General features: G+C 35.9%; 22 protein-coding genes and 1 tRNA gene. 18 read left to right on the top strand and 5 right to left on the bottom strand.

Features of this window, described 5'->3' with window-relative positions; translation table 11 throughout:
- Positions 1 to 82 precede the first annotated feature (82 nt).
- The 10 genes from Bccel_RS19720 to Bccel_RS32175 all read left to right on the top strand — a co-directional run bounded on the left by Bccel_RS19720 (position 83) and on the right by Bccel_RS32175 (position 7,749).
- A complete protein-coding gene (locus Bccel_RS19720) occupies positions 83 to 559 on the top strand; it encodes a hypothetical protein (protein WP_050753659.1) in 477 nt (158 codons plus the stop codon).
- A 321-nt stretch (positions 560 to 880) separates the two neighbouring features.
- Positions 881 to 1,018 carry a hypothetical protein gene (locus Bccel_RS30330; RefSeq protein WP_154673418.1) on the top strand — a complete coding sequence of 46 codons (138 nt, stop codon included), beginning with the start codon at positions 881 to 883 and terminating at the stop codon, positions 1,016 to 1,018.
- Between the two features lie 110 nt (positions 1,019 to 1,128).
- A tRNA-Tyr gene (locus Bccel_RS19715) sits at positions 1,129 to 1,214 on the top strand.
- A 203-nt stretch (positions 1,215 to 1,417) separates the two neighbouring features.
- Complete coding sequence (locus Bccel_RS29130) at positions 1,418 to 2,089, top strand: hypothetical protein (RefSeq protein WP_160317746.1); 672 nt, start codon at positions 1,418 to 1,420, stop codon at positions 2,087 to 2,089.
- 55 nt (positions 2,090 to 2,144) lie between these two features.
- Entirely contained in the window at positions 2,145 to 2,825 is a 681-nt protein-coding gene (locus tag Bccel_RS19710; RefSeq protein WP_036936178.1) for an RNA ligase family protein, read from the top strand.
- 291 nt (positions 2,826 to 3,116) lie between these two features.
- The gene (locus Bccel_RS19705) at positions 3,117 to 4,307 is read left to right on the top strand and encodes an RtcB family protein (RefSeq protein WP_036936181.1); all 1,191 of its coding nucleotides are present in this window, start codon (positions 3,117 to 3,119) and stop codon (positions 4,305 to 4,307) included.
- A gap of 246 nt (positions 4,308 to 4,553) precedes the next feature.
- Positions 4,554 to 5,297 carry a glycosyltransferase family 39 protein gene (locus Bccel_RS19700; protein WP_160317745.1) on the top strand — a complete coding sequence of 248 codons (744 nt, stop codon included), beginning with the start codon at positions 4,554 to 4,556 and terminating at the stop codon, positions 5,295 to 5,297.
- On the top strand, positions 5,282 to 6,544 hold the full coding sequence (locus tag Bccel_RS19695; protein WP_050753657.1) for a hypothetical protein: 1,263 nt from the start codon (positions 5,282 to 5,284) through the stop codon (positions 6,542 to 6,544). Before Bccel_RS19700 ends, Bccel_RS19695 begins: the two co-directional genes overlap by 16 nt.
- Before the next feature lie 58 nt (positions 6,545 to 6,602).
- Positions 6,603 to 7,382 carry an SDR family oxidoreductase gene (locus tag Bccel_RS19690; RefSeq protein WP_036936187.1) on the top strand — a complete coding sequence of 260 codons (780 nt, stop codon included), beginning with the start codon at positions 6,603 to 6,605 and terminating at the stop codon, positions 7,380 to 7,382.
- 106 nt (positions 7,383 to 7,488) lie between these two features.
- Positions 7,489 to 7,749, top strand: coding sequence for an aldehyde dehydrogenase family protein (locus tag Bccel_RS32175; protein WP_152966052.1), 261 nt, complete (start codon positions 7,489 to 7,491; stop codon positions 7,747 to 7,749).
- Positions 7,750 to 7,751: 2 nt separating this feature from the next.
- Here Bccel_RS32175 and Bccel_RS19685 read toward each other — a convergent pair whose 3' ends face one another.
- From Bccel_RS19685 to Bccel_RS19675, 3 genes are read right to left on the bottom strand one after another with little or no spacing between them, the layout of a single operon-like run.
- Positions 7,752 to 8,111, bottom strand: coding sequence for an STAS domain-containing protein (locus tag Bccel_RS19685; RefSeq protein WP_050753656.1), 360 nt, complete (start codon positions 8,109 to 8,111; stop codon positions 7,752 to 7,754).
- A 4-nt stretch (positions 8,112 to 8,115) separates the two neighbouring features.
- Positions 8,116 to 8,547 carry an ATP-binding protein gene (locus tag Bccel_RS19680; protein WP_036936190.1) on the bottom strand — a complete coding sequence of 144 codons (432 nt, stop codon included), beginning with the start codon at positions 8,545 to 8,547 and terminating at the stop codon, positions 8,116 to 8,118.
- 14 nt (positions 8,548 to 8,561) lie between these two features.
- Positions 8,562 to 9,731 (bottom strand): PP2C family protein-serine/threonine phosphatase, encoded by a 1,170-nt coding sequence (locus Bccel_RS19675; RefSeq protein ID WP_036936193.1) that lies wholly within the window; start codon positions 9,729 to 9,731, stop codon positions 8,562 to 8,564.
- Positions 9,732 to 9,918: 187 nt separating this feature from the next.
- Between Bccel_RS19675 and Bccel_RS19670 the strand changes: the two genes are divergently transcribed.
- Both Bccel_RS19670 and Bccel_RS19665 read left to right on the top strand, forming a co-directional pair.
- Positions 9,919 to 10,419: a prolyl-tRNA synthetase associated domain-containing protein gene (locus Bccel_RS19670; RefSeq protein WP_036936196.1), complete on the top strand. Its 501-nt coding sequence runs from the start codon at positions 9,919 to 9,921 to the stop codon at positions 10,417 to 10,419.
- A 4-nt stretch (positions 10,420 to 10,423) separates the two neighbouring features.
- Positions 10,424 to 11,644, top strand: coding sequence for an aldo/keto reductase (locus Bccel_RS19665; protein ID WP_036936199.1), 1,221 nt, complete (start codon positions 10,424 to 10,426; stop codon positions 11,642 to 11,644).
- Positions 11,645 to 11,713: 69 nt separating this feature from the next.
- Here the strand turns inward: Bccel_RS19665 and Bccel_RS19660 are convergent, their stop codons facing one another.
- Positions 11,714 to 13,255: a coiled-coil domain-containing protein gene (locus Bccel_RS19660; RefSeq protein WP_036936202.1), complete on the bottom strand. Its 1,542-nt coding sequence runs from the start codon at positions 13,253 to 13,255 to the stop codon at positions 11,714 to 11,716.
- 146 nt (positions 13,256 to 13,401) lie between these two features.
- On the opposite strand from Bccel_RS19660, the gene Bccel_RS19655 reads away from it, so the two are divergent.
- The 6 genes from Bccel_RS19655 to Bccel_RS19630 all read left to right on the top strand — a co-directional run bounded on the left by Bccel_RS19655 (position 13,402) and on the right by Bccel_RS19630 (position 19,548).
- A complete protein-coding gene (locus tag Bccel_RS19655) occupies positions 13,402 to 13,914 on the top strand; it encodes an NADH-quinone oxidoreductase subunit NuoE family protein (RefSeq protein ID WP_036936205.1) in 513 nt (170 codons plus the stop codon).
- 74 nt (positions 13,915 to 13,988) lie between these two features.
- Positions 13,989 to 14,381: a (2Fe-2S) ferredoxin domain-containing protein gene (locus Bccel_RS19650; RefSeq protein ID WP_036936208.1), complete on the top strand. Its 393-nt coding sequence runs from the start codon at positions 13,989 to 13,991 to the stop codon at positions 14,379 to 14,381.
- 12 nt (positions 14,382 to 14,393) lie between these two features.
- Positions 14,394 to 16,043, top strand: coding sequence for an NADH-quinone oxidoreductase subunit NuoF (nuoF, locus tag Bccel_RS19645; protein ID WP_036936211.1), 1,650 nt, complete (start codon positions 14,394 to 14,396; stop codon positions 16,041 to 16,043).
- Between the two features lie 142 nt (positions 16,044 to 16,185).
- The gene (locus tag Bccel_RS19640) at positions 16,186 to 17,970 is read left to right on the top strand and encodes an NADH-dependent [FeFe] hydrogenase, group A6 (RefSeq protein WP_036936214.1); all 1,785 of its coding nucleotides are present in this window, start codon (positions 16,186 to 16,188) and stop codon (positions 17,968 to 17,970) included.
- A gap of 800 nt (positions 17,971 to 18,770) precedes the next feature.
- A complete protein-coding gene (locus Bccel_RS19635) occupies positions 18,771 to 19,286 on the top strand; it encodes a ribonuclease H-like YkuK family protein (protein WP_036936217.1) in 516 nt (171 codons plus the stop codon).
- Positions 19,287 to 19,311: 25 nt separating this feature from the next.
- On the top strand, positions 19,312 to 19,548 hold the full coding sequence (locus Bccel_RS19630) for a hypothetical protein (protein WP_036936220.1): 237 nt from the start codon (positions 19,312 to 19,314) through the stop codon (positions 19,546 to 19,548).
- A gap of 146 nt (positions 19,549 to 19,694) precedes the next feature.
- On the opposite strand, the gene Bccel_RS19625 is transcribed toward Bccel_RS19630, so the two are convergent.
- Positions 19,695 to 21,620, bottom strand: coding sequence for a WG repeat-containing protein (locus tag Bccel_RS19625; RefSeq protein ID WP_036936224.1), 1,926 nt, complete (start codon positions 21,618 to 21,620; stop codon positions 19,695 to 19,697).
- Between the last annotated feature and the right edge of the window lie 58 nt (positions 21,621 to 21,678).

The raw sequence follows: 21,678 nt of genomic DNA, 5'->3' as shown, positions 1-21,678 counted from the left end.
TTGTAACCTTGATAATCTTAAATGCATAACATATACAGTAAAGAGTGTTTTAAAACTAGTTTTGTATTTAGGAGGATCATATATGCAATACTTTGATCGCAATTACATGCAAATGGCGGCGATGCCTATTCAGCAGCCTACACAAATGGCGGCAATGCCTACTCAGTATGTACAGATGGCCACAATGCCTCAGCAGCAGCTTGAAGAAATGTATCCTACAACATACAACATCATTCAGCCAGCTGTTGAAAGTGTTTGTGATATGATGGCTAATACTCAAGGTCAGATGCATACACCGAACCATAAACAGTTGGAATCAATGATAGATGAAGTATACAACAAGGTAGAAGCAGATGTCGAGGCGGCAACAAAGGAAGGTGCTACTGAAGGTGACAGACAGTTTTATGGAGGGGGAAGACGTATACTGAGAGATTTTATAGGTGCATTGTTAATAGGCAGCTTGATTCGCAGAAGACGTCCATTCTATTACGGTTATCCTGGTTATTATGGCTATCCAGGTTATTATGGTGGCTTTAGAGGCTATCCATACCCATATTAATATCTAAATTAGGGCTTTAGATTAGAACTATAATTGAATAAAAAGTGTATTAATCTAACATTTGGCAGAACAAGCATTGAAATCTTCATCGGTATATAAGGCAAATTTAATAGATTAAGCACTTTTTATTTTATTTCCTAATTATTATCAATGCAACAACAGGAAAATAGGGATTAAATAAAAAATAGTACTAAAAATGAAAAATAAGTATTGACATGAAGTTGTTATTTGTAGTAAAATATTAATCACTATGCCTTGGAAAATGTTGCTGACATTAGTTATCTCAGGCAAAATTAATAAGTAAGAGAAGGGAGGATTACAATGTATAGATTAGCAAACGATAAACTTGAACAAAGGAATATGATATTAGAAGGATCAAGTAAACCAGGTATTTATAATTATATACATTGGCTTAATCCTCTATTGTATAAATGCAGAGAAAGGTTATACCCGGGTTGAATTTAGGGTTTTACATAACGGCATTTATTAAAGAGAGTGGTTAAGTCCTAAAAAAGGATAACTGCTCTCTTTATTTATTTTTGGGATTTTGCATGAATCAAACATCATATGGGTGAGTGTGCCGAGCGTAGAAGGCAGCGGTCTGTAAAACCGTGACAGTGAAACACCGGTGGTTCAAATCCATCCTCACCCACCAATATACTTGAGGTGCAGGGAAGACTACATAGTTTTGTATGGGACAAAATCAATATCCCACAAATGGGGTATAGGTCTTCTGCAAACTTCCTCAAGTTTAAAAAAGCAATAAGAATTACCGAGGTGCTAAAAAGACTAATTTCCTTATGTAAAGATATAAACGAATTGCAGGTGAAAGAAGTGCTTAAAGGATTAAAAGGATTTATGAAATCAAATGAAAAAGTGACAACTTTTGAGGCTGGCAAGGCTTATGAGCTAAGTTTTAAGGAGCAGGTTGCAGAGATGTTCTCCCTTGGACTTGTGAAAGGTAACTTCTATCAGTCGGATATGGAAGTTATTGAGAATACAAAGGACATTATGAAGAAGGCTCTTGATAAGTGTCCTGTGTGGGCAACCAAGTGTGCAATTTATGGTCAGGAGTTTAATAGCCTGAAACTTATTCCTGTTATTTGGTTGGTATACCTTTCTACATTAAAAGACAATAAGCTTTTTGAAAGTGCTTTTGGAAGGATTATAACAAACCCCAAAATGCTCCATGATTTTATGACGCTTACAAGAAAAGGCGGTATCCGTGATGGTATGGGTAGAAGAGTTAAAAGAGCAGTCAACACTTGGCTAAATGGAAGGCTTAATGATTACCATGCCACAAGATATAAAACAAAGCTTCAGGAGGTTATAAAGGTTGCAAGACCTATTGCAATAGAACGCGTTCAACCCTATATGGATTACATAATTAATGGTAATAAAGATGCTTTCAAAAGATCAAGTGCTTTGAAAAAAGTAATAGGATCATTAAATGAAGGAAAACTGGACATAGGTATTGTGGGTATTATAAGGGAATACGGGCTGGGCAGCTTGACCAGATTGAAGCTGTAAGATTGTAATATGAGGAAAGAAAACAAGAAGAAAGAAAAATTAGAGGGTGATAATTTTGACAAACGAAATATTTATAAAATACCCTGATATGAAAACTCTTTTTAAGCTGATACCATCTGATAAAAAGGGGAAAAAATGGGATGCAACAAGTGGGGAAATACTTCCTGAAACTGCAGCTCTGCATTTTATTCCAATTGATCAACTGGTATTCACTGAAAAAATTGACGGAACCAATATGGGAATCAGGGTGGATGACGGCAGTGTTGTACATATTCAGAAAAGGGAACATATTTGCAGCAGGGATGATAGGGGAGATGCTTTTTATTTCGAAGTTGGGGATAATATAGCAAAAATTATAGAAGATAACAAAATTGATCAGCTAAAAAATGTAATTATCTATGGAGAGTTGTGTGGTGCTAAGATACAGAAGGGCGGTAACTACTTTTCTGACAGAAAGTTTATTATATTTGATATCTATGATTCTTTAGCTAATAAATTCTTTACATGGGATGCGGTTAAGCACTTTGCAAATGAGCTTGGAGTGGAAATTGTTCCCGAAATTAATTATGATAAGGAAGATCTTAAGGTTGACAGTGTCAAAGAATTTGTTCTGGGTCTTAAATCAGTTTACAATGATGGCTTTGGTGCTGAAGGAATTGTTGTAAGGTATGCTAAAGATACCACTAATGTAAAGCGATGGATGGCTAAAATTAGAAAAAAGGATTTTAAGGAATAACCCTGTTTTATCGGAGTTTTGCACTAGGCTTACAACTATAACACAAGAGGATATTAATGAAGCTAAGGTTTTTAACGATATTATTAAGGAGTTTGAAGGCTGGATTGTATCGGATCTAGATGTGGTACTCTGCTCATGGGGATTCTATGATAAAAAGCAAATTAGAGCATAACTAAAATATTTAAAGCAATATTTAATGAGCTTAAATTTTGATTTTATGTTAAAATCTTAAAATTGCAGAATTATAGTTATGATAAAACGAATTAAGTATATAAGGAATGTGGTGATGTTATGATTGAGATAAAAGGAAAATATAATACAGCAAAGGTCTTTACGGACAATGTGGAAAATGAGGCTATTGCACAGATAACGGAGCTCTGTAACCAGGAATTTGCCAGGGAAAGCATTATAAGGATTATGCCGGATACACATGCTGGTGCAGGGTGTACTATCGGAACAACAATGACCATAACCGACAAAATAGTTCCAAATCTTGTTGGTGTTGATATTGGATGCGGAATGGAAACAATAAAATTAAAAAACAATTCTGTTGACTTAGAGAAGCTGGATAAAGTAATCCATGAGAATATTCCATCCGGCTTTGATATAAGAAAGAAACAGCATGAATATTCTGATACACTGAATTTTGATAAGCTTGTTTGCAAAAAAGGCGTTGATATAAACAGGGCTAGATTAAGCATTGGTACCTTAGGTGGCGGAAACCATTTTATTGAATTAAACAAAGATAAGAATGGAGCCGTTTATCTGGTCGTGCATTCAGGCAGCAGGCATCTTGGAAAGCAAGTGGCAAAGTATTACCAGGAGCTTGGGTATAAAGAGTTGCTAAAGAGCAGGGAAGTTATTTCCGATATAGTTAGTAAATTGAAGAAAGAAGGAAGGCAGCAGGAAATCCAAAAGGAAATAGAGAAAGTAGGAACAACTGCCATAAGCAAGCAGCTTGCTTATGTATATGGAAAAGGCTATGATAATTATCTCTCCGATATGAAAATTGTACAGAGGTTTGCAGTACTAAACAGGAAGGCTATAGTAGATGAAATAGTTAGAAGAATGGGTTTTGAAGTACTCGAACAGTTTACTACAATACACAATTACATTGATCTTGATAATATGATCTTAAGAAAGGGAGCTATATCCGCTCAAAATGGTGAGAAGGTACTGATTCCAATCAACATGAGGGATGGAAGTCTTGTTTGTATTGGAAAAGGCAATAAGGACTGGAATTGTTCGGCACCCCATGGGGCAGGAAGGCTTATGAGCAGAAGTAAAGCTAAAGAAGTGCTTAGTCTTGAAGAATTTCAAAAGTCCATGGAGGGTATATATTCTACTACTGTAAATAGCTCTACCTTGGATGAGTGTGCATTTGCATATAAGCCTATGGATGAGATAATGGAAAATATCAGAGATACTGTTAATGTAGTAGATATTATAAAGCCAATTTACAACTTTAAAGCATCGGAGTGAGTTAAAGATAAAATCTGTCGGTAATTGGGATGGCAGGCAGGTTTAATGTTAGGAATGGCAATGATTATTTTAATGAAATGAAACAATAAACGAGAAGATAAGATTAGCAGAAGTGGTATTCTAATAGTTGAGCTTGTGCGTTTTAAGGTTTTTTGCTATAATTCTGTTATGCACGTTTAACAGTGCAGTTATGTTAATAATCACATGTAAAGGAAAGTGAATCATACTAATATGAGTATTATTGATTTGAAATCAAAATTAAACAATCCCAACCCATTTAAAACCTACTACTTTATTTTGGCAATATTTTTCTCAGTAATCTGTCTTATAAGCACGTCGCTGCATTATACCGAAGTAGCATCTGGAAACTTTCTTACATGGTCTTCCTGGCTATTAAGTGTAGGATTCCTCTTTTTATATTCAAAGGAACCAGGTAACTTTAAGTTTGATCTATCAGTATTCAAGAGTAAAAGATTGCTTCTATACCTTATATTGACATGCGGATTTTTTATTACCCACCTTTGGAATTTCAGCAATCTGCCATGGAGTGATAAAGGTTTGTTTGATGATGGAGCATGGGATATTTATTTCGCCAAGGAACGTATTTTCACCGATCAGCCTTTTCAGGCAGCATTTTTTGATGATGTGGGACTGATATCCAGAGAGGTGGTATTTCACTATTACATAACGTTCTTCTTTAAATTATTTGGGTATAATTTATTGGTTTTCAATATCGCACTTACTGTTCTGGGTTATATTACATTTATGTTTACAACATTGTTGGCGGAAAGGCTTTTTAATAAAAAATCCATCACCATATTTACTGCCATAGTGATGAATTTTTTCCCGCTACACTTTATGCATATGTATGCCGGGCACAGATATGCCATGGCAGCACCAATGATAATGGCATCGGTGTATTTTTCATATACCGGGTTCAGTATGAAAAACAAGATAAGGCTTGCCTTGGGGCATTGTTTGCAGCACTAGCTGTTGATAGTGCTGTTATGGGTAAACAGTATTTATATGGATTAATCATTGGTACTGTTCTGCTGGTGATTTTTCATCGGAAAGATTATTTAAAAAGAAAAATAATAAATAGGGCTGTACATTACTCACTATCGCTTGTTATTTGTATGATGCCACTTATTGTATATGTTTTATTTAATCCGGTTTATTTTAATCATGAGAAGAATATGACCAATGAGTTTATAAGCAGTCTGGGCATTAATACTAAAGAAGACGGGGCTATAGGATATGTAAAAATGCCATTTGCACTTATTAGTAAGACAATTAATCAAGACGAAGCTTCAGAGCAATTTAAGAAGTATATTGATCTTCTGACAGGAACTTTTTTTAATAAAGATACGGGAGTGAAGTGGTTTATACCGGGTTTTACTGCTATCCCAATAGCATACTACATTTTAATTATTCCGGGAATCATAATTGCCATCAGAAGAAGGTATTATCCTATTATAATTTTGGCTATTCTTCCAGCTGTGGGTGCTTTTGTCGCAGGGTCTTCGGATTATAGGGTTTTACATGGTGCATCTTTTTGGGTCATACTGGTTGCATGTGCTTTATACGGTGCGTATAAACTTAATGATCACAAAAAGCTGGAAAAGTATAAACTGGGCTATGCTGCACTTGCTGCATGCGTAATTGTTGCGTCATTAGGGTTATATTCAAGTACCAGCTATATATATGAGATGGCATCAGATAAAAATTCATTAAGACTGCTTCCACATAAGGATGTTGAGGTAGCACGATATATGAAGGATGTAGTAGCAGGAGTAGAAAGTCCATCAACAGAGATGGAATGGAATGAACTAAATACTGGCCTTTCTGTGAGCAGCAAGTATGATACCCTGCTATGTCAGAAATCGGGTTATGCCATTACCCATGTATTCCTGCATGACTTTGGCAATAAGAAGATAATGGCACTCAGTGACCAACTGCCATTCCAGATTATGAATGAAGAAGACATTTTTGATGCCAATAAAAAAGCTATCAATGAATATGACAGCTCATCAAAAAAGGATTTGAAATTGATATGGGAGTATGATCAAAAAACCAATAGGATTATTTCTGAATTTAAGAAGTTTGAAAATTACGGAAAGGGAAAAGATATTTCTGTTAAAACTGATAGCGGTAACGTTAGGTTCTATATTCTAGATATATTGAATAAGGATATAGGAAAGCTAAAGGCAGATACAGCTAATCTCGAATTGAAGTAAAAAATCACGAAGTGATTGTCTATATTGATATAGACAATAAAAAGTCACGGGAGGATATATGGATTTTAATAACAGGGTTTGCGTAGTAACAGGCGGTGCCGGCGGTATTGGACTTTGTATTTCAAGGGAGTTTAAAAAACGCGGTGCAAAGATAGCTATAATCGATAAGGATAAGATTGCTGGAGAAAAGATTTTGGAAGAACTTACATCAGACGGATCAGAGTGTATATTTTTCCATGGAGATATTTCTGAAAAAAGTGCTCTCGAATCCTTTGCAGATGAGATTTTAAAAACTTTTAGGAATGTAGATTATCTTATCAATAATGCTTGTATAAGCAATAAAGGCATATTAAGCGGCTGTGATTATGATGATTTTAATTATGTGCTTAAGGTTGGAGTAACAGCACCATATATGTTATCAAAGCTATTTCGTGATTATTTCAGTAAAGATGGCTGTATTGTAAACATTTCTTCAACAAGAGCTGTAATGTCACAGGCCGACACAGAGAGCTATACTGCGGCAAAAGGCGGCATTTCTGCATTGACTCATGCACTTGCAGTCAGTCTTGCTGGTAAAGTCAGGGTTAATAGCGTAAGCCCGGGCTGGATTGATGTTAAAGCGAACTTCGATGAAAGTTATTACAATAACCATAGTTCTGAGGATAAGAACCAGCATTTGGTGAAACGAATAGGCATTCCATTTGACATAGCACGTACTGTGATGTTCTTGTGCCATCCGGACAGTGGGTTTATTACAGGACAAAATATAACCGTTGATGGCGGAATGACCAAATTGATGATTTATAACGGTGATGATGGCTGGGAGTACAAAAATTAATAAATAAAAACAAATGATAAACTTCGATAATATCGAGGTTTTATTCATGTCGGGGGAATTATTGTGTATTCTACATCACAATTTCTCACGATAACATCAAAATTAATTGCTGGTTTTAAGGAATACTTCTTCCGGGGGTGTTTGCGTTAACGATACTATAAACCATATAGTTGCACATGGCCTGCCATTTGGGGGAGTTGGGGAGAGCGGTATGGGAAGGTATCATGGAAGGGCTTCTTTTGAGACTTTCTCCAATGGAAAAAGTGTTCTTTACAACCAGATGCTGTTTGATCTCAAAATAAAATATCCTCCTTATAAAGTTTCGTTAAACTTTATGAAGAGGATATTCAGGCATATATTAAAGTAATTTTATTTTGAAATAAGTTTCAAAGCTTCGTCAATTGAGCTGCATAATGGAACCAGCCTGTCTATTTTGGTTATTTTAAAAAGCTCCATAATGAATTCATCGCAGACTACAGCAACAACAGGTGAATTCTTTGGCTTTTTGCTCATAAAGTTTAATATGAGCCCAAATCCGGTGCTGTCTATTCTTGTAACTTTTGAAAAGTCCAGAATATACCCGTCGGAATCTTTATAGTTTTCATTAAGTTTTTCTTTGGCTAGACCGGAGTTCTGATATACAAGATAACCGCTAAAACATATAGTAAGGTTATTTCCGTGTACAGTATTGGTTATTAGTATTATATCAGAAGAGTTTGTTCTATCCATTATTTTACTCCTTTGCTTCATTATCCATATATGCAACTATTTTATAAGTAAAGCTTCCATCATTTTCTTCATTGTATGTCAGGTTGTCTACAAACATTTTAATAATGGCTAGCCCTCTGCCGCTTTCATTTAAACCTAGACTATCCAGATTATTAGTATGTAGTTTATTTAAAATATTTGAGGGGAGTCCTCCTCCAAAGTCATTAATACTGAATAGAACATGCTTCTTGCTGCATATGAGGGATATACTGATCTGTTTAAAACTCTGATTGTTTTTGCTCATAGCATCAATACTGTTAATGACCAGTTCATGGATTGCAAAGCATATTTTTTTGTAATCATAATTATGAATCTTTTTTATAGTTAATTCAATGATATTGTCTATTAATGATATACTTTCAGGTACTGCAACACATTTAAAGTATAATTCGTACATTTTTCCACCTGATTTCAACGAAGTTCCAGAGTGACTACAGATATATCATCTATTCGAGGCATTGACTTTATTTGATCAAGAAAGTTTTCAAACTGTGGCGTTATGCTACTATCAAAGTTGTTTATATCTATAAGGCTTATTATATATTCAAAAGTGATGTTATTGTCTCTGATTAGGTCATATAATCCGTCTGAGTACATAAGTATGCAAGATGTTTCACTATATTTGACAATTTCATTGGTTATTTCTATATCCTCCATGATGCCAATAGGTATGCAGCCTGTATCCAAACACAATAAATCCTTTGAATTTTCAATAAAATAAACAGGCGGGTGTCCTGCATTTACATATTCAATTGTTTTATTTAAGACATCCGCTATTATATAAATCATGGTAAAGTAATATTGGTTTTGGGTAAGCTGTTTATTAAATTCATACATATATTTGTTAAGGACCCGGACTAAATCAACCGAGTCGGCACTTTTGCACACCAATTCAGGCAGCAGTGACCTTATGTACATGCATATCATTGAGGTAGCTGTTCCATGGCCCATTACATCCATAAGTGCGACTCCGTATTTTCCATTGCCTATCTGATGCCAATAATACAAATCGCCTCCAAGGAAGGTTACAGGCAAATAATATCCTTTTATTGATAATGATTCAGATATAATATTTTTTGGCAGCATTTGATATTGAAGATGGTTTGCTATTGTTAAATCTTCAATAAGATTTTGATTTATCATTTCAATTTCCAACTCTCTTAACTGCCTTTTTTCTACTTCCTCCCGAAAATTTAAAATTGATTTAATGCGAATTAACAGCTCAATGGGAGTAAATGGTTTGTGTATATAGTCGGTAATGCCTGCTTCAAATGCTTCTTTAAGTCTGTCAATATCGTTTATTGAAGTCAACATGACTATTGGAATATCTTTGTACTTATCAATTCTATGAATTTTTCTGCATAATTCAATACCATCAAGACCTGGCATAAATAGATCGGTTATTATTATATCAACTGGTGTGTCAACGCTGGCATAATTTATGGACAGGAGATAGTCTATAGCTTCATTAGCACTGTTTACCGATTTGATATCTGTATATCCGTTACTGATAAAAATATCTTCAAGGATTCTAATGCTAATATTACTATCATCTATAATGAGAAACTTCCAATTTTTCATAGGTACCTCAATTATTATGTGGTAATATGCAACAGAAATATTAGATTTTATATACTAAATTCGACGATAAGTAAAAAAATCCTTTGGCAAATAGTGGATTCTATGAGTGTACTTTTTTTATCATTTAATGTATAATATTACTCATACAAAATTGATAGAGCTATATTAAAAGAGGTCAGATGAATACATGATAAATGAATGTGAAGAATTAATATTAAAAACTTTGGATGATTTGGGAATTACTTTTACGAGAGTAACTCATCCTCCTATTTATACCGTTTCGGAAGCAAAAATATATGGAAAATTTCAAGCTGATGGATGTAAGAATTTATTTTTCTATGATAAAACATCGGATAAGTATTATCTGCTAGTTTGTCTGGAAGATAAGAAGGTTCATTCAAATACTGTCAGAAAGCAGGTTAGGGCAAGCAGGCTTGTATTCGGAAGTGAGGATGACCTTTTAAGGCTTTTAAGGGTGACACCTGGGTCAGTAAGCCCTTTTGGAATAGTTTATGATGAGAGTAAATCTGTTACTGTTTTGATAGATGAAGATTTACCTAAATCAGGTATGGTATGCTTCCATCCCAACATAAACACTGCAACTCTTGTTTTGTCATATGAAGATTTTGAAAAGTTTATCAAGTGGTCGGGAAATGAATATAGATTTGTAAAAATCACAAAGGAGTGATTGTATGCAGTACAGAAGAGTTGGTAAAAATGGAGATGAAGCATCTATTTTAGGATATGGATGTATGAGGTTTCCAACTAAAAATGGAAAGACAGATATGGAGAGAACAGAAAAGCAGATTATGTCAGCTATTGAGAGAGGGGTAAACTATTTTGATACTGCATATTTGTACATCGGAAGCGAAGCTGCCTTAGGCTCTATTCTTCATAAGAATGGAGTTCGCAATAAAGTTATGATTGCTACAAAAATTCCTCCCTATTTGGTTAACAGCAGGAAGGACATGGAAAGTATTCTCAATACCCAGCTTGAAAGGCTTAAGACTGATTATATAGACTATTATCTGCTTCATGCCTTACAGGACATAAAGGGGTGGGAAAAGGCCAAAGCCAACGGACTTATGAGTTTTTTGGAGGAAATGAAGGCAAAGGGCGTAATTAGAAATATTGGTTTTTCATACCATGGTGACAAGAATGATTTCAAGGTGTTAATAGATGATTATAACTGGGACTTTTGTCAGATACAATATAACTATATAGATGAAACAAACCAGGCTGGGGTGGATGGACTTAAGTATGCACACTCCAAAGGTATTGGTGTTGCTATTATGGAGCCTCTTAGAGGAGGGAGCCTTGTTGGGAAAATGCCTGATGAAATCAAAAAGATATGGAATAAAGCTAAAGTCAACCGATCCTATGTGGATTGGGCACTAAGGTGGCTTTGGAACCAGCCTGAAGTAGGTGTTGTACTTTCAGGCATGAATGAAGAAAGCCATATAGAAGAAAATATAAAGCTTGCATGCGAGGTAAAGCCCAATACAATAACTGAGGATGAACATAGTATATACAAGGAGGTAAAGGAGACTTATCTAAGGTTAATGAAAGTAGGATGTACCGGCTGTGCATACTGCCTGCCTTGTCCGGCGGGAGTCAATATACCCTTCTGCTTTAGCTACTATAACAGCAAGCACTTGTTCAAGAATAAGCATCTAAGGTTTCAATACCTAATGTTTGGCGGTGGTGCTACAGGAGGAAGGAACTCTCTAGCTTCAAAATGTATAGACTGTGGTAAATGTGAAAAGGCATGCCCGCAGCATATCGAAATTAGGAAAGACCTTAAGAATGTAAAAAAAGAAATGGAGCCATGGTGGAGTGGTCCGCTGCTTAGTATCATAAGAGGGGTACTTAAGATAAAACGTTTTTTTACAAGAGGTAAGATCACAGAGTGATCTTGCAACTATGACGTTATGAATAAATGAATATAATCTGAAATATGCAAAAGTTATGCATATTTCAGATTATATAGGTGATACTGTAATATCAATACCCTTTGCAACCTTCGCTTCAAATACTTGAACCGAAGGTTTTTCGTAATGTGTAATGCTTTCTGCATTATCGATAAATATCGGAAGTTTGAGGTTTACCTTGGCATTAATCAATGCAGAAATTTCTAGGCCTGCACGGATGGATTCAGAGGTGCTTATAATATGAAGCTCACGTCCTTTATACAGTATTTCAAAACAATCTCTTAGTTCATTTGTGCTTGGCATCACTTTCTGTAGGCGTATCGAAACATTTTTAAGGCTTCCGCGTATGGTATCGTATTGTAAATCAGCCTTTATGGAGTTATATTGTGACACTGCTGTTATTGATCTATTAATCTGGTAACGCTTTGCTGAGAGCTTTTCCAGGTTTTGTTTTGAAGCTTCAATAGACTCTAAAGCACGCTCATATATGTTTTTTTGTGAACGTAAGGCTTCATTCTGCCTTATAATTTTATCATATTCAGCCTTTACGGTTTCCAGCTCTTTTGAAACAGCATCAAGTTCTTCTTTGATAGCATTAGTTTCATTGGGTTTTATTTGTTCCTCTTCAATTTTTTTCAGCAAATCTGCTTCGGATTTCATTAAACTCTCCAGATTGGACTTAAGCAATTCGTTATCCGCTTCTATTTTTTCCGTCATCTTCCGTATTTCAGCCTCAGGTATGGGCTGACCGCATGTAGGACAGTTTCTGTTGAACTCTGGAATGCTCTTTTTTATACGGTTTTTGAGGGATTGTATTTCAAGCCTTAATATGGAAAGTTTACTCTCTAGAAAACTTGCAGTGTTATTTTGAACTGAAGCCTTAATAAGGTTTTCCTTGCGTGCTTCAAGCATGCTGACTCTTGACTTTATCTGAGATTCATCAACCATATCACCGGAAGGTGCTTTTTTAATTTGCTCTTCAGCCTGTCTTTGTTTTTCTGTCCAAATTTTTATTTCATCCTCAACAGTTTTGAGATCAGATCGCATATTCTTAAGAAATATATTCGAATCAAACCCATCTTCTGCGGGAAGGTACTGTCGTAAATCCGATTCAACTTTCTTTAAGATAGATTGGTTTGACGGGAATGGAAGAATGCTCATTAAGAGTTCACTGGCAACCTTTGAAGATAATCTGGTAAAATAACCTATCATAAAGGTTGATAAAAATATATCCTTATCCATGATGTAGGGAGCCAAATCAGAATCCTTCACAGGCATTCCGTCTAAAATCAGCCTATGGTGCTTTCCCGTTTCTTGACTCTGTTCTCTCAGCAACGAATGCTCATTTCCCGAGTTGTCTTCAAAGAAGACTTCAACAACCGTTTTTGTACTGTCATTGTTGCGAAGAAGATACTCAGCCGTTATGCCTGTTGCACTGCAGCCGCAGAAAACCCAGCAAAGAGCATCACCGAGGGATGTTTTGCCTGAGTAATTTTCTCCCTGTATTAAAGTGTCTGGATAGAAGTTAAAAGTTTTCGGCTCATGAAAAGGCACATTCTTAAAGCCTGCAATTTCTATTTTTTTAATTATCATTTGCTACACCTTGTGTCAACTAGATTTTAATACATTATAGCATATTTTGGGATGCTAGTGAAAACTAAAATATTTAGTTGGTATAAAAACTGAGTTTCCAAGGCAAATTATAGTATATACAAAATAAAAAGGTAGTGGTTGATTCAATGACAAAGGCACAGGAAATAAGCGTCACAGCACAGGTTGAAGAGGAATTGCCCCGTGAGAAGTTTGATGAACTTGAAGCTTTTATCGAGGGGTTGGGAACTACACAGGGTGCATTGATAGAAATATTGCATAAGGCTCAAAGCTTGTTTGGATACCTGCCAAGGGATGTACAGCTTTTTGTAGCCAGAAAGCTGGGGATTCCAGGGGCAGAAGTTTTTGGTGTTGTCAGCTTTTACTCATACTTTACCACAAAGCCGCGGGGTAAGCATACTATAAGCGTGTGTATGGGGACGGCATGCTTTGTTAAAGGAGCAGACAAAATAATGGAGCGGCTTAAAGAAAAGCTTAACATAGAGTCTAACGAAATAACAGAGGATGGTTTGTTTACATTGAAGGATATCAGGTGTGTAGGTGCGTGTGGTTTAGCACCAGTAATGATGATCGATGATAAGGTCTATGGGCGTGTTAAGGAAGAAGAACTGGACGGCATATTGGAAAGCTATAGAAAATAGATGAAAAGTAATAATACTTACACTTTTCATATAGATTATGTAAGCTTATTAAGAAATGGCAAGGGCGGTGTACAATGAGCATTAAATCTATGGAAGAGCTCCGTAAAATAAGAGAAGAACATCAAAACAAGGTTAAATTAAGACAAAGCGGCGATAACCCTGATGGTAAAATTGAAATACTTATAGGTATGGCTACATGCGGTATTTCTTCAGGAGCAAGGGAAACACTGAATGCCTTTGTTGAAGAAATAAATAATCAAGGGCTTAATAACATAAAAGTTATAACTGTCGGATGCATAGGGTATTGTCATTCAGAACCGACGGTTCAGGTCAACATGCCTGGACAAAAGCCTGTTTTGTATGGGAATGTAAAAAAGGACAAGGTTTCAGGTATTATAAACAGTCACATAAAAGGTGGACAACCCTTGAACGATCTACTGCTAAAAGTGGATTTTGAAAGGGCATAGGAGGGGATTACTGTGGCAACACGTTCGAATATTTTGGTTTGCACCGGTACAGGGTGCTTGGCAGGTGAAAGTGAAAAGGTAGCTAAAAACCTTGAACTTATAGTTAAAGCCAGAGGATATGAGAATGAAGTAAACGTGATTAAGACCGGCTGCTTTGGCTTTTGTGAAAAGGGTCCAATAGTAAAGGTTGAACCGGACAATGTGTTCTATGTATCTGTAGGACCTAAGGATGCTAAAGAAATTGTAGATGAGCATATTATAAAGGGAAGAATTGTTGAAAGGCTTTTATACAGAGAACCTATTAAAAATGAGATTGTAAGCAGGCAGGAGGAAATGCCTTTTTACAAAAAGCAGCTTCGGGTAGCTCTGCGTAACTGCGGTCTTATTAATCCGGAAGATATATATGAATACATAGCTTTTGGAGGATATGAGGCATTAGGAAAGGTTCTTATGTCAATGACACCTGAACAGGTAATTGAGGAAGTTAAGAAATCAGGTTTGCGTGGACGAGGAGGCGGCGGATTTCCGACGGGCTTAAAGTGGGATATAACCCGTAAGCAACAGAGCCCTGAGAAATTCATTATTTGTAATGCTGATGAGGGTGATCCGGGTGCTTTTATGGACAGGAGCATACTTGAGGGTGATCCTCACAGCGTAATAGAGGCCATGGCAATAGGAGGGTATGCAATCGGTGCCGATAAAGGGCTAATATATATCCGTGCGGAGTATCCCCTTGCCATAGCTAGATTGAATATAGCCATCAAGCAGGCAAAGGAACATGGCTTGCTTGGTAAAAATATTTTTGGTACAGGTTTTAATTTTGAAATAGCAATAAAATTTGGAGCAGGTGCTTTTGTATGCGGGGAGGAAACGGCGCTTATAAATTCCTGCGAAGGTAAAAGAGGGGAACCCAACTATAAGCCGCCCTATCCAGCTGAGGAAGGTTATTGGGGACATCCTACCTGTGTAAATAACGTTGAAACCTTTGCCAATATTTCGCAGATAATAATGCGTGGTGCCGAATGGTTTTCCTCTATGGGAACCGAAAGAAGTAAGGGTACAAAGGTATTTGCACTTGCCGGCAAAATTAAGAATGTAGGGCTCATTGAAGTGCCCATGGGAATTACATTAAGGGAAATCATATATGATATCGGAGGAGGTATCCCTGGAGGACACAAGTTTAAGGCTGTGCAGACAGGAGGACCATCCGGCGGTGTCATGACTGAAGAACACCTTGATATACCTATAGAGTATGACAGTCTTCTGGAAATAGGTTCTATGATGGGATCGGGTGGAATGATTGTTATGGATGAAAGAGATAATATGGTGAAAATTGCCAAGTTTTATCTTGAGTTTTCAATGGATGAGTCCTGTGGAAGATGCACGCCCTGTAGAATAGGAACAAAACGCATGTATGAGATTTTAAATAAGATAACCAGCGGGAAGGGTACCATGTCGGATATAGATGCACTAAAACAGCTTGCTTATATGGTTAAGGATGGCTCACTGTGCGGACTTGGTCAGACAGCACCAAACCCGGTAATCAGTACACTCAAGCATTTTTGGGATGAGTATATGGCTTTCATAAAGGATGAGGACAGTCCAAGAGGAGAAGGCAGGTATGAAGCCAAAAACAAATTCAAACCTGGATTAAAAGTATGATTTTATTGAATACGAGCTATAAATTAACATGCAAGGTATTAACAAAAAATTGACAAGTCAATGGGACATTTCAAAAAGCTGAATTAATGATATTATACAAAAAATACCTGAATAATGTATTTTTTGAAATGGAGGGTTTGTTATGGCAGGAAATCCGGCTGAACACGAGGATAAAGCCATGGTTAGCATTAAAATAAACAACAAGGAAATGAAGGTTCCAAAAGGTATATCAGTTGTGGAAGCAGCACATGAAGCAGGAGTGAAAATACCTACATTATGCCATTTGGATTTACATGATATAAAAATGGTAAATAAAACAGCCTCATGCAGGGTATGCATGGTTGAGCTTGTTGATTCAAGGAGCAATAGGAATAAGCTTGTTCCGGCATGTGTGACAAAAGTAAGTGATGGTATGGAGGTTTTGACAAGCACCTTAAGAGCTATTACAGCAAGAAGAATGTCGGTTGAGCTTTTATTGTCAAATCATCCCAATGAATGCTTTACATGCCCAAGGAATTTGGAGTGTGAGCTCCAGGCTTTGGCACAGGAGTTAAAGGTAAGACATATACCCTGGGAAGGGGAAAGAATGGATTATCCAAAAGACATGTCAAGCGATGCCATTGTTAAAGATCCGGATAAATGCATTTACTGCAGGCGATGTGAAACAATGTGTAATGAGGTTCAGACCTGTGGTATTTTATCAGGGATCAGCAGAGGTTTTAATGCTTTTGTAGGGCCTGCATTTAACATTCCAATGGTTGAATCCTCATGTACATACTGCGGTCAATGTGTACAAGTGTGCCCTACAGCAGCGTTGACTGAAGTTTATCATGTGGACAAGGTTTGGGAGGCATTAAATGACCCTGACAAGCATGTGATTGTACAGACTGCACCTGCAATCCGTGTTGCACTCGGGGAAATGTTCCACATGGAGCCTGGAACAATTGTTACGGGTAAGATGGTTTCAGCATTGCGTGCCATGGGCTTTAATGGCGTGTTTGATACAAACTTTGGTGCAGACCTTACCATAATGGAGGAAGCGTCAGAACTTATTTATCGTATAAAGGAGAACAAAACCCTCCCTATTCTGACAAGCTGTTGTCCTGCCTGGGTAAAATTTATTGAACATCAGTTTCCAGAGCTTTTAGATGTGCCTTCAACCTGTAAATCACCACATATAATGTTCGGAACTATTGCAAAAACATATTATGCTGAGAAGAATGGCATAGACCCTGACAATATTGTGGTGGTTTCCATTATGCCTTGCATAGCCAAAAAGGCAGAAGCTAAAAGGCCTGAACTCACAAAGGATGAGCATAATAATGTCGATATAGTAGTTACCACAAGAGAGTTGGGGTACATGATCAAGGAAGCTGGGATAGATTTTGAAAGCCTTCCCGATAGCGATTTTGATATGCCTTTGGGAGAGCATACGGGAGCGGCAGTTATGTTCGGTACCACCGGAGGGGTTATTGAGGCAGCAATACGAACCGCCCATGAGTGGATGACAGGAAAAGAGCTGGAAAAAGTAGAGTTTGACCAACTGCGAGGTGCGGATGGCCTTAGGAAGGCCGAGGTGCAGGTTGGGGATAAGGTCCTAAGGATAGGAATAGCAAGCGGCTTGGGAAATGCACGTACTCTTTTGGAGGACATAAGGGATGGAAAGGATCACTATGACGCAATTGAGATTATGGCTTGCCCAGGAGGCTGCATTGCAGGGGGAGGACAGCCTTATCATCACGGAAACTTTGAAATAGTGAAAAAACGCCAGGAAGCAATATATAGGGAAGATAAAAATAGAAAGATGAGAAAATCCCATGAGAATCCTGAGATATTAAAGCTTTATAAGGAATATTTGGGGGAACCATTCGGGGAAACTGCACACAGGCTGCTCCATACTCATTTTGAGGAAAGAGAAAGAATTTAATATTACAGTAATATTACAAAAGAAAAATGTGTCTTGACAGGATTTAATTTCTTATGGTACACTAACCACAGTGTGCCTGAAAAGGTGACGCTGAGTAATGAAAGTAATTTGTTAAATTTGATTTTATAATAAATGTTATTAAGATGATTGAGAAAGGAGGATTTACACAATGGAATGCATTATAAAATTACAACATGGGAAATATAATCGTGATCTAGCGTTATGGTCATTTAAACCAAGTACTGATAGATGCAGACATTGGCTTAATCCTCTATTTATTAAGTGTAGGAATATACCATCAATTTAGTATTCAATTATTACACTGTATAATGTGCGGTTAAGTCATAAAATATGGCTTAACCGCATTTTTAATTTCAGTTGAAGGTCATAACTAAAATAAATTCGACAATAAGTTAAACAAAAATATATAAATGTTACAATTAAATTACATGAATTAATAATATTGACAAAGAAATTAATAAATGGTACTCTAGAATAGATGTTAAGAAATTATAAAAATACAAAAGGATAGGAGGAGAGTCAATGTATATACTCAATAATAAATTTATGGAGCAACTGAATATTAAAGCGGGATTATCAGATAGACCAAGTACATATGAAGGTATTTATTGGCTTAGTCCTCTTTTGAATAAATGCAAAGTCCGATTAAATGAGCAACGATGTTAATCAGGGTAATGATATAAAATGCATTTTACTAAAAAGGGCAGCTAAGTCAAAAAGACTTGGCTGCTTATTTTTTTAATAGAAATCAAAACTAATACTAAACAGGTGGTGAAAACATGAGGTTTTTTAACTCAACACAAAAAAACATGAGCTTTTCTGATGTGGTCGCAAGTATTAAATACTTCATCAGAATTAATCCGGACAACAGCTTCCGGATAGCGATCGGTACTGACTCCCAGGTTAAGGGGAGAAATACTTGCTTTGCTACAGGTATCCATATCCATATGCTGGGGAAAGGAGCTTGGTGCTGCATAAGCAAGAGGTTGGAGAGCAAGGCATATAGAAATCTTAGAGAAAAGATATCAAGGGAAACACTTTTTACCTATGAAATCGCAAACATGTTAAATGAGCAGTTAATGGATTCCCTCGAAGATTTTAGTGCCAAGTACAAGAATTTTCAGTGCAATATTGAAGCACATATTGATATAGGAAGAAACGGTGAAACAAGAAAGTTTATAAGGGAAATGGTTGGATACTTTGAAGGAAGTGGTATAGATACCAAAATAAAACCTGAATCGTTTGTAGCAAGCAGCTATGCAAACAGATACAGTAAGACTTTCAAAGTAGGATAGATAAAAGGAAAGGATTGATTCAGCTATGACAGTTTTAAAGGTTACACCCATAAGAAATGTTTTAATAGGTAAAGGGTGTTTTAAGAGCGAAAGAGCAGATATGTTTTACAACAAGGTTGTTAATGACGGAGCTAAGGTTGAAGTTTTTGATGTTTCAGACAGAAAGCAAAAGGAATTGACAGTATGCGAATTAAATAAAAGAAACCATAGAATGATTATAAATAATAAAAGATACTTTATCTGCTCAATAGTAGCATGTTAATATTACTAAGTTATAAAAAGTATAAATGGGGCTATTGCAATTACAATTAAAGCTTGTAGTGCAATGCCCCATTTCTATTAGGATAGAAGAATTTTTATCTCAAAATATTCTTATGATACTCTTTTTAATGTGCTTTGCCATACTAATTAGTTATCAACATATGGAGGATATTTAGACAAATCACATGCTTTAAAAATTTCAGCATTCTGATCTATCAACTCTTTAATTTCACTAAATTTTACCATGACTTTTCCTTGGAATTTATAACCGTCTATTGAAAATACTATACCATCCGGAACAAAATAATTATTTTGGCATACTTGATCCAGTCCAGGATTAGGGTACATCCCAGTTTCTTTGTATTTTAAGTCAAATTTACTTTTTGTAATCTTTTGGAGACTGTTGATATAATTGTTGCCTTTTTTCAAAAAGCTTAGATTGTCAAAAAGATTACCGGTGTTTAGATCAAAATGATAATACATGGTATAATGATTACCCATACCACCACCGCTGTAAGTTGATTTGGTATGCACAATTGTAAGCAAATCTTTGGAGATTAAAAAATCCGATTTAATAGTGATCAACTTTTCTTTATTTTGTAAAATTTCATCATCAATTATCTTTTTGATATGCCTATTGATTTTTTCCTCAACAGGTTTGTTAATAAGATTATTTAACTGAAAATAGTATGCACCTGAAGCTATATTGGGGGAATAATATGTCTTTTGTAGATTCCTCTCTTTTCTGAGATCAAATTCATAATTGGTTTCCCATATCTCCTTCCAGTTTTTGTCGTAGTATGTGAAAAACATGCTGCTTTCTGAATGAGACTCTGATGAAACCTTTATCAAATTGCCAACAAAACTTATGGTCCATTTTCCTTCAAAGGATTTGGTACCTTCTATCTGCTTTCCGTCACGTCCTATTATAAAGCTTTTATTTCCATCATATACACTTACTATGTCAATAACCATCATGTTTTTATCAGCATTTCCTACAATGCTAGCGGATTGAGGAACATAATACAATTGAGATATATTCCCTGTTCTAACATCGAAGACAGCATATTTATACAATGTTTTCATACCGAAGAAATAATCCTTATCAAAACAAACCAAATACATTCCATTATTGTAATATTCTATAAAAGTAGCATCCTTAGGAGATACAATTTTGCCGTTTTTGTCCAATAATATAGATTTATTAATCGGCAGGTTGGAATCAAGGGTACAAAGGAATGTTTCTCCGTTATCATGCTCAGCTATTGAATTATATTTAGCCTGTACTATTACTTTTCCTTTACTGTCTTTTAATCCATACAGGTTTTTATAATCATCCTTATATATTTTTAGTTTATTTTTATTGTTTGAACTATTTGAATCATACATTTTTTCAGCTAATTCATCCTTACCATATACTTTGGTTTCAATTACCTTTCCTGTTTTATCCAGCTTTCCATATACGCTATTCTCATTATAGGTAAAATAACCATCCACATAATTGTCAACAGGTTTATCTGATTCAAAAACCATTTTTCCGCTCATATCATAAACAACCGACTTAAACCCGCCCTTGTTTATGTCTTCATAACCACTACATATGATATATTCCGGTCCTAAATATGTATAATTCCACTCTCCCTTTTTAATAGGAATTATTTCTTTTCCAGTATAGTCAATTATTCCATAATCATAACTTCCATCATGGGTATCATAATTAAAAACCTTTCCAACCCCATTAGATGTAAAGTTTTCGCATCCATCCCATTTAGGGTTTGCAATTATCTTACCCGTCTCATCAATATAACCATATAATGCCTTGCCGTTTTCTTCTACACGTATTGGATAAAGATACTTACTTCCAATTCCACTTGTCTGTTTTACTGTATTGGAAACACTTGCAGGAGTTTTAGTTATATAAGTTTTTGCAAGTGCGGTAGATATCGGTGCTTCAGTTTGTATTGATGTTTTATCCGTATTGTTTCGAAATATCAAAACCATAAAAATGGATATAAGCATAATGAAAGCAAGAAATAATCTTAATTTTAAGTTCAAAAGTTTACCCAGTTTCATTTTAGCCAGCTCCCCATAATCAGATATTAAGAATCGAATTATTAAAAATTGATTAATT

It is taken from the genome of Pseudobacteroides cellulosolvens ATCC 35603 = DSM 2933 (genome assembly GCF_001262605.1).
GTDB classification, from domain to species: Bacteria; Bacillota; Clostridia; order Acetivibrionales; family DSM-2933; genus Pseudobacteroides; species Pseudobacteroides cellulosolvens.
Note: the sequence above shows the minus strand (reverse complement) of the source record. Positions and strands in the feature narration are given on the sequence as shown.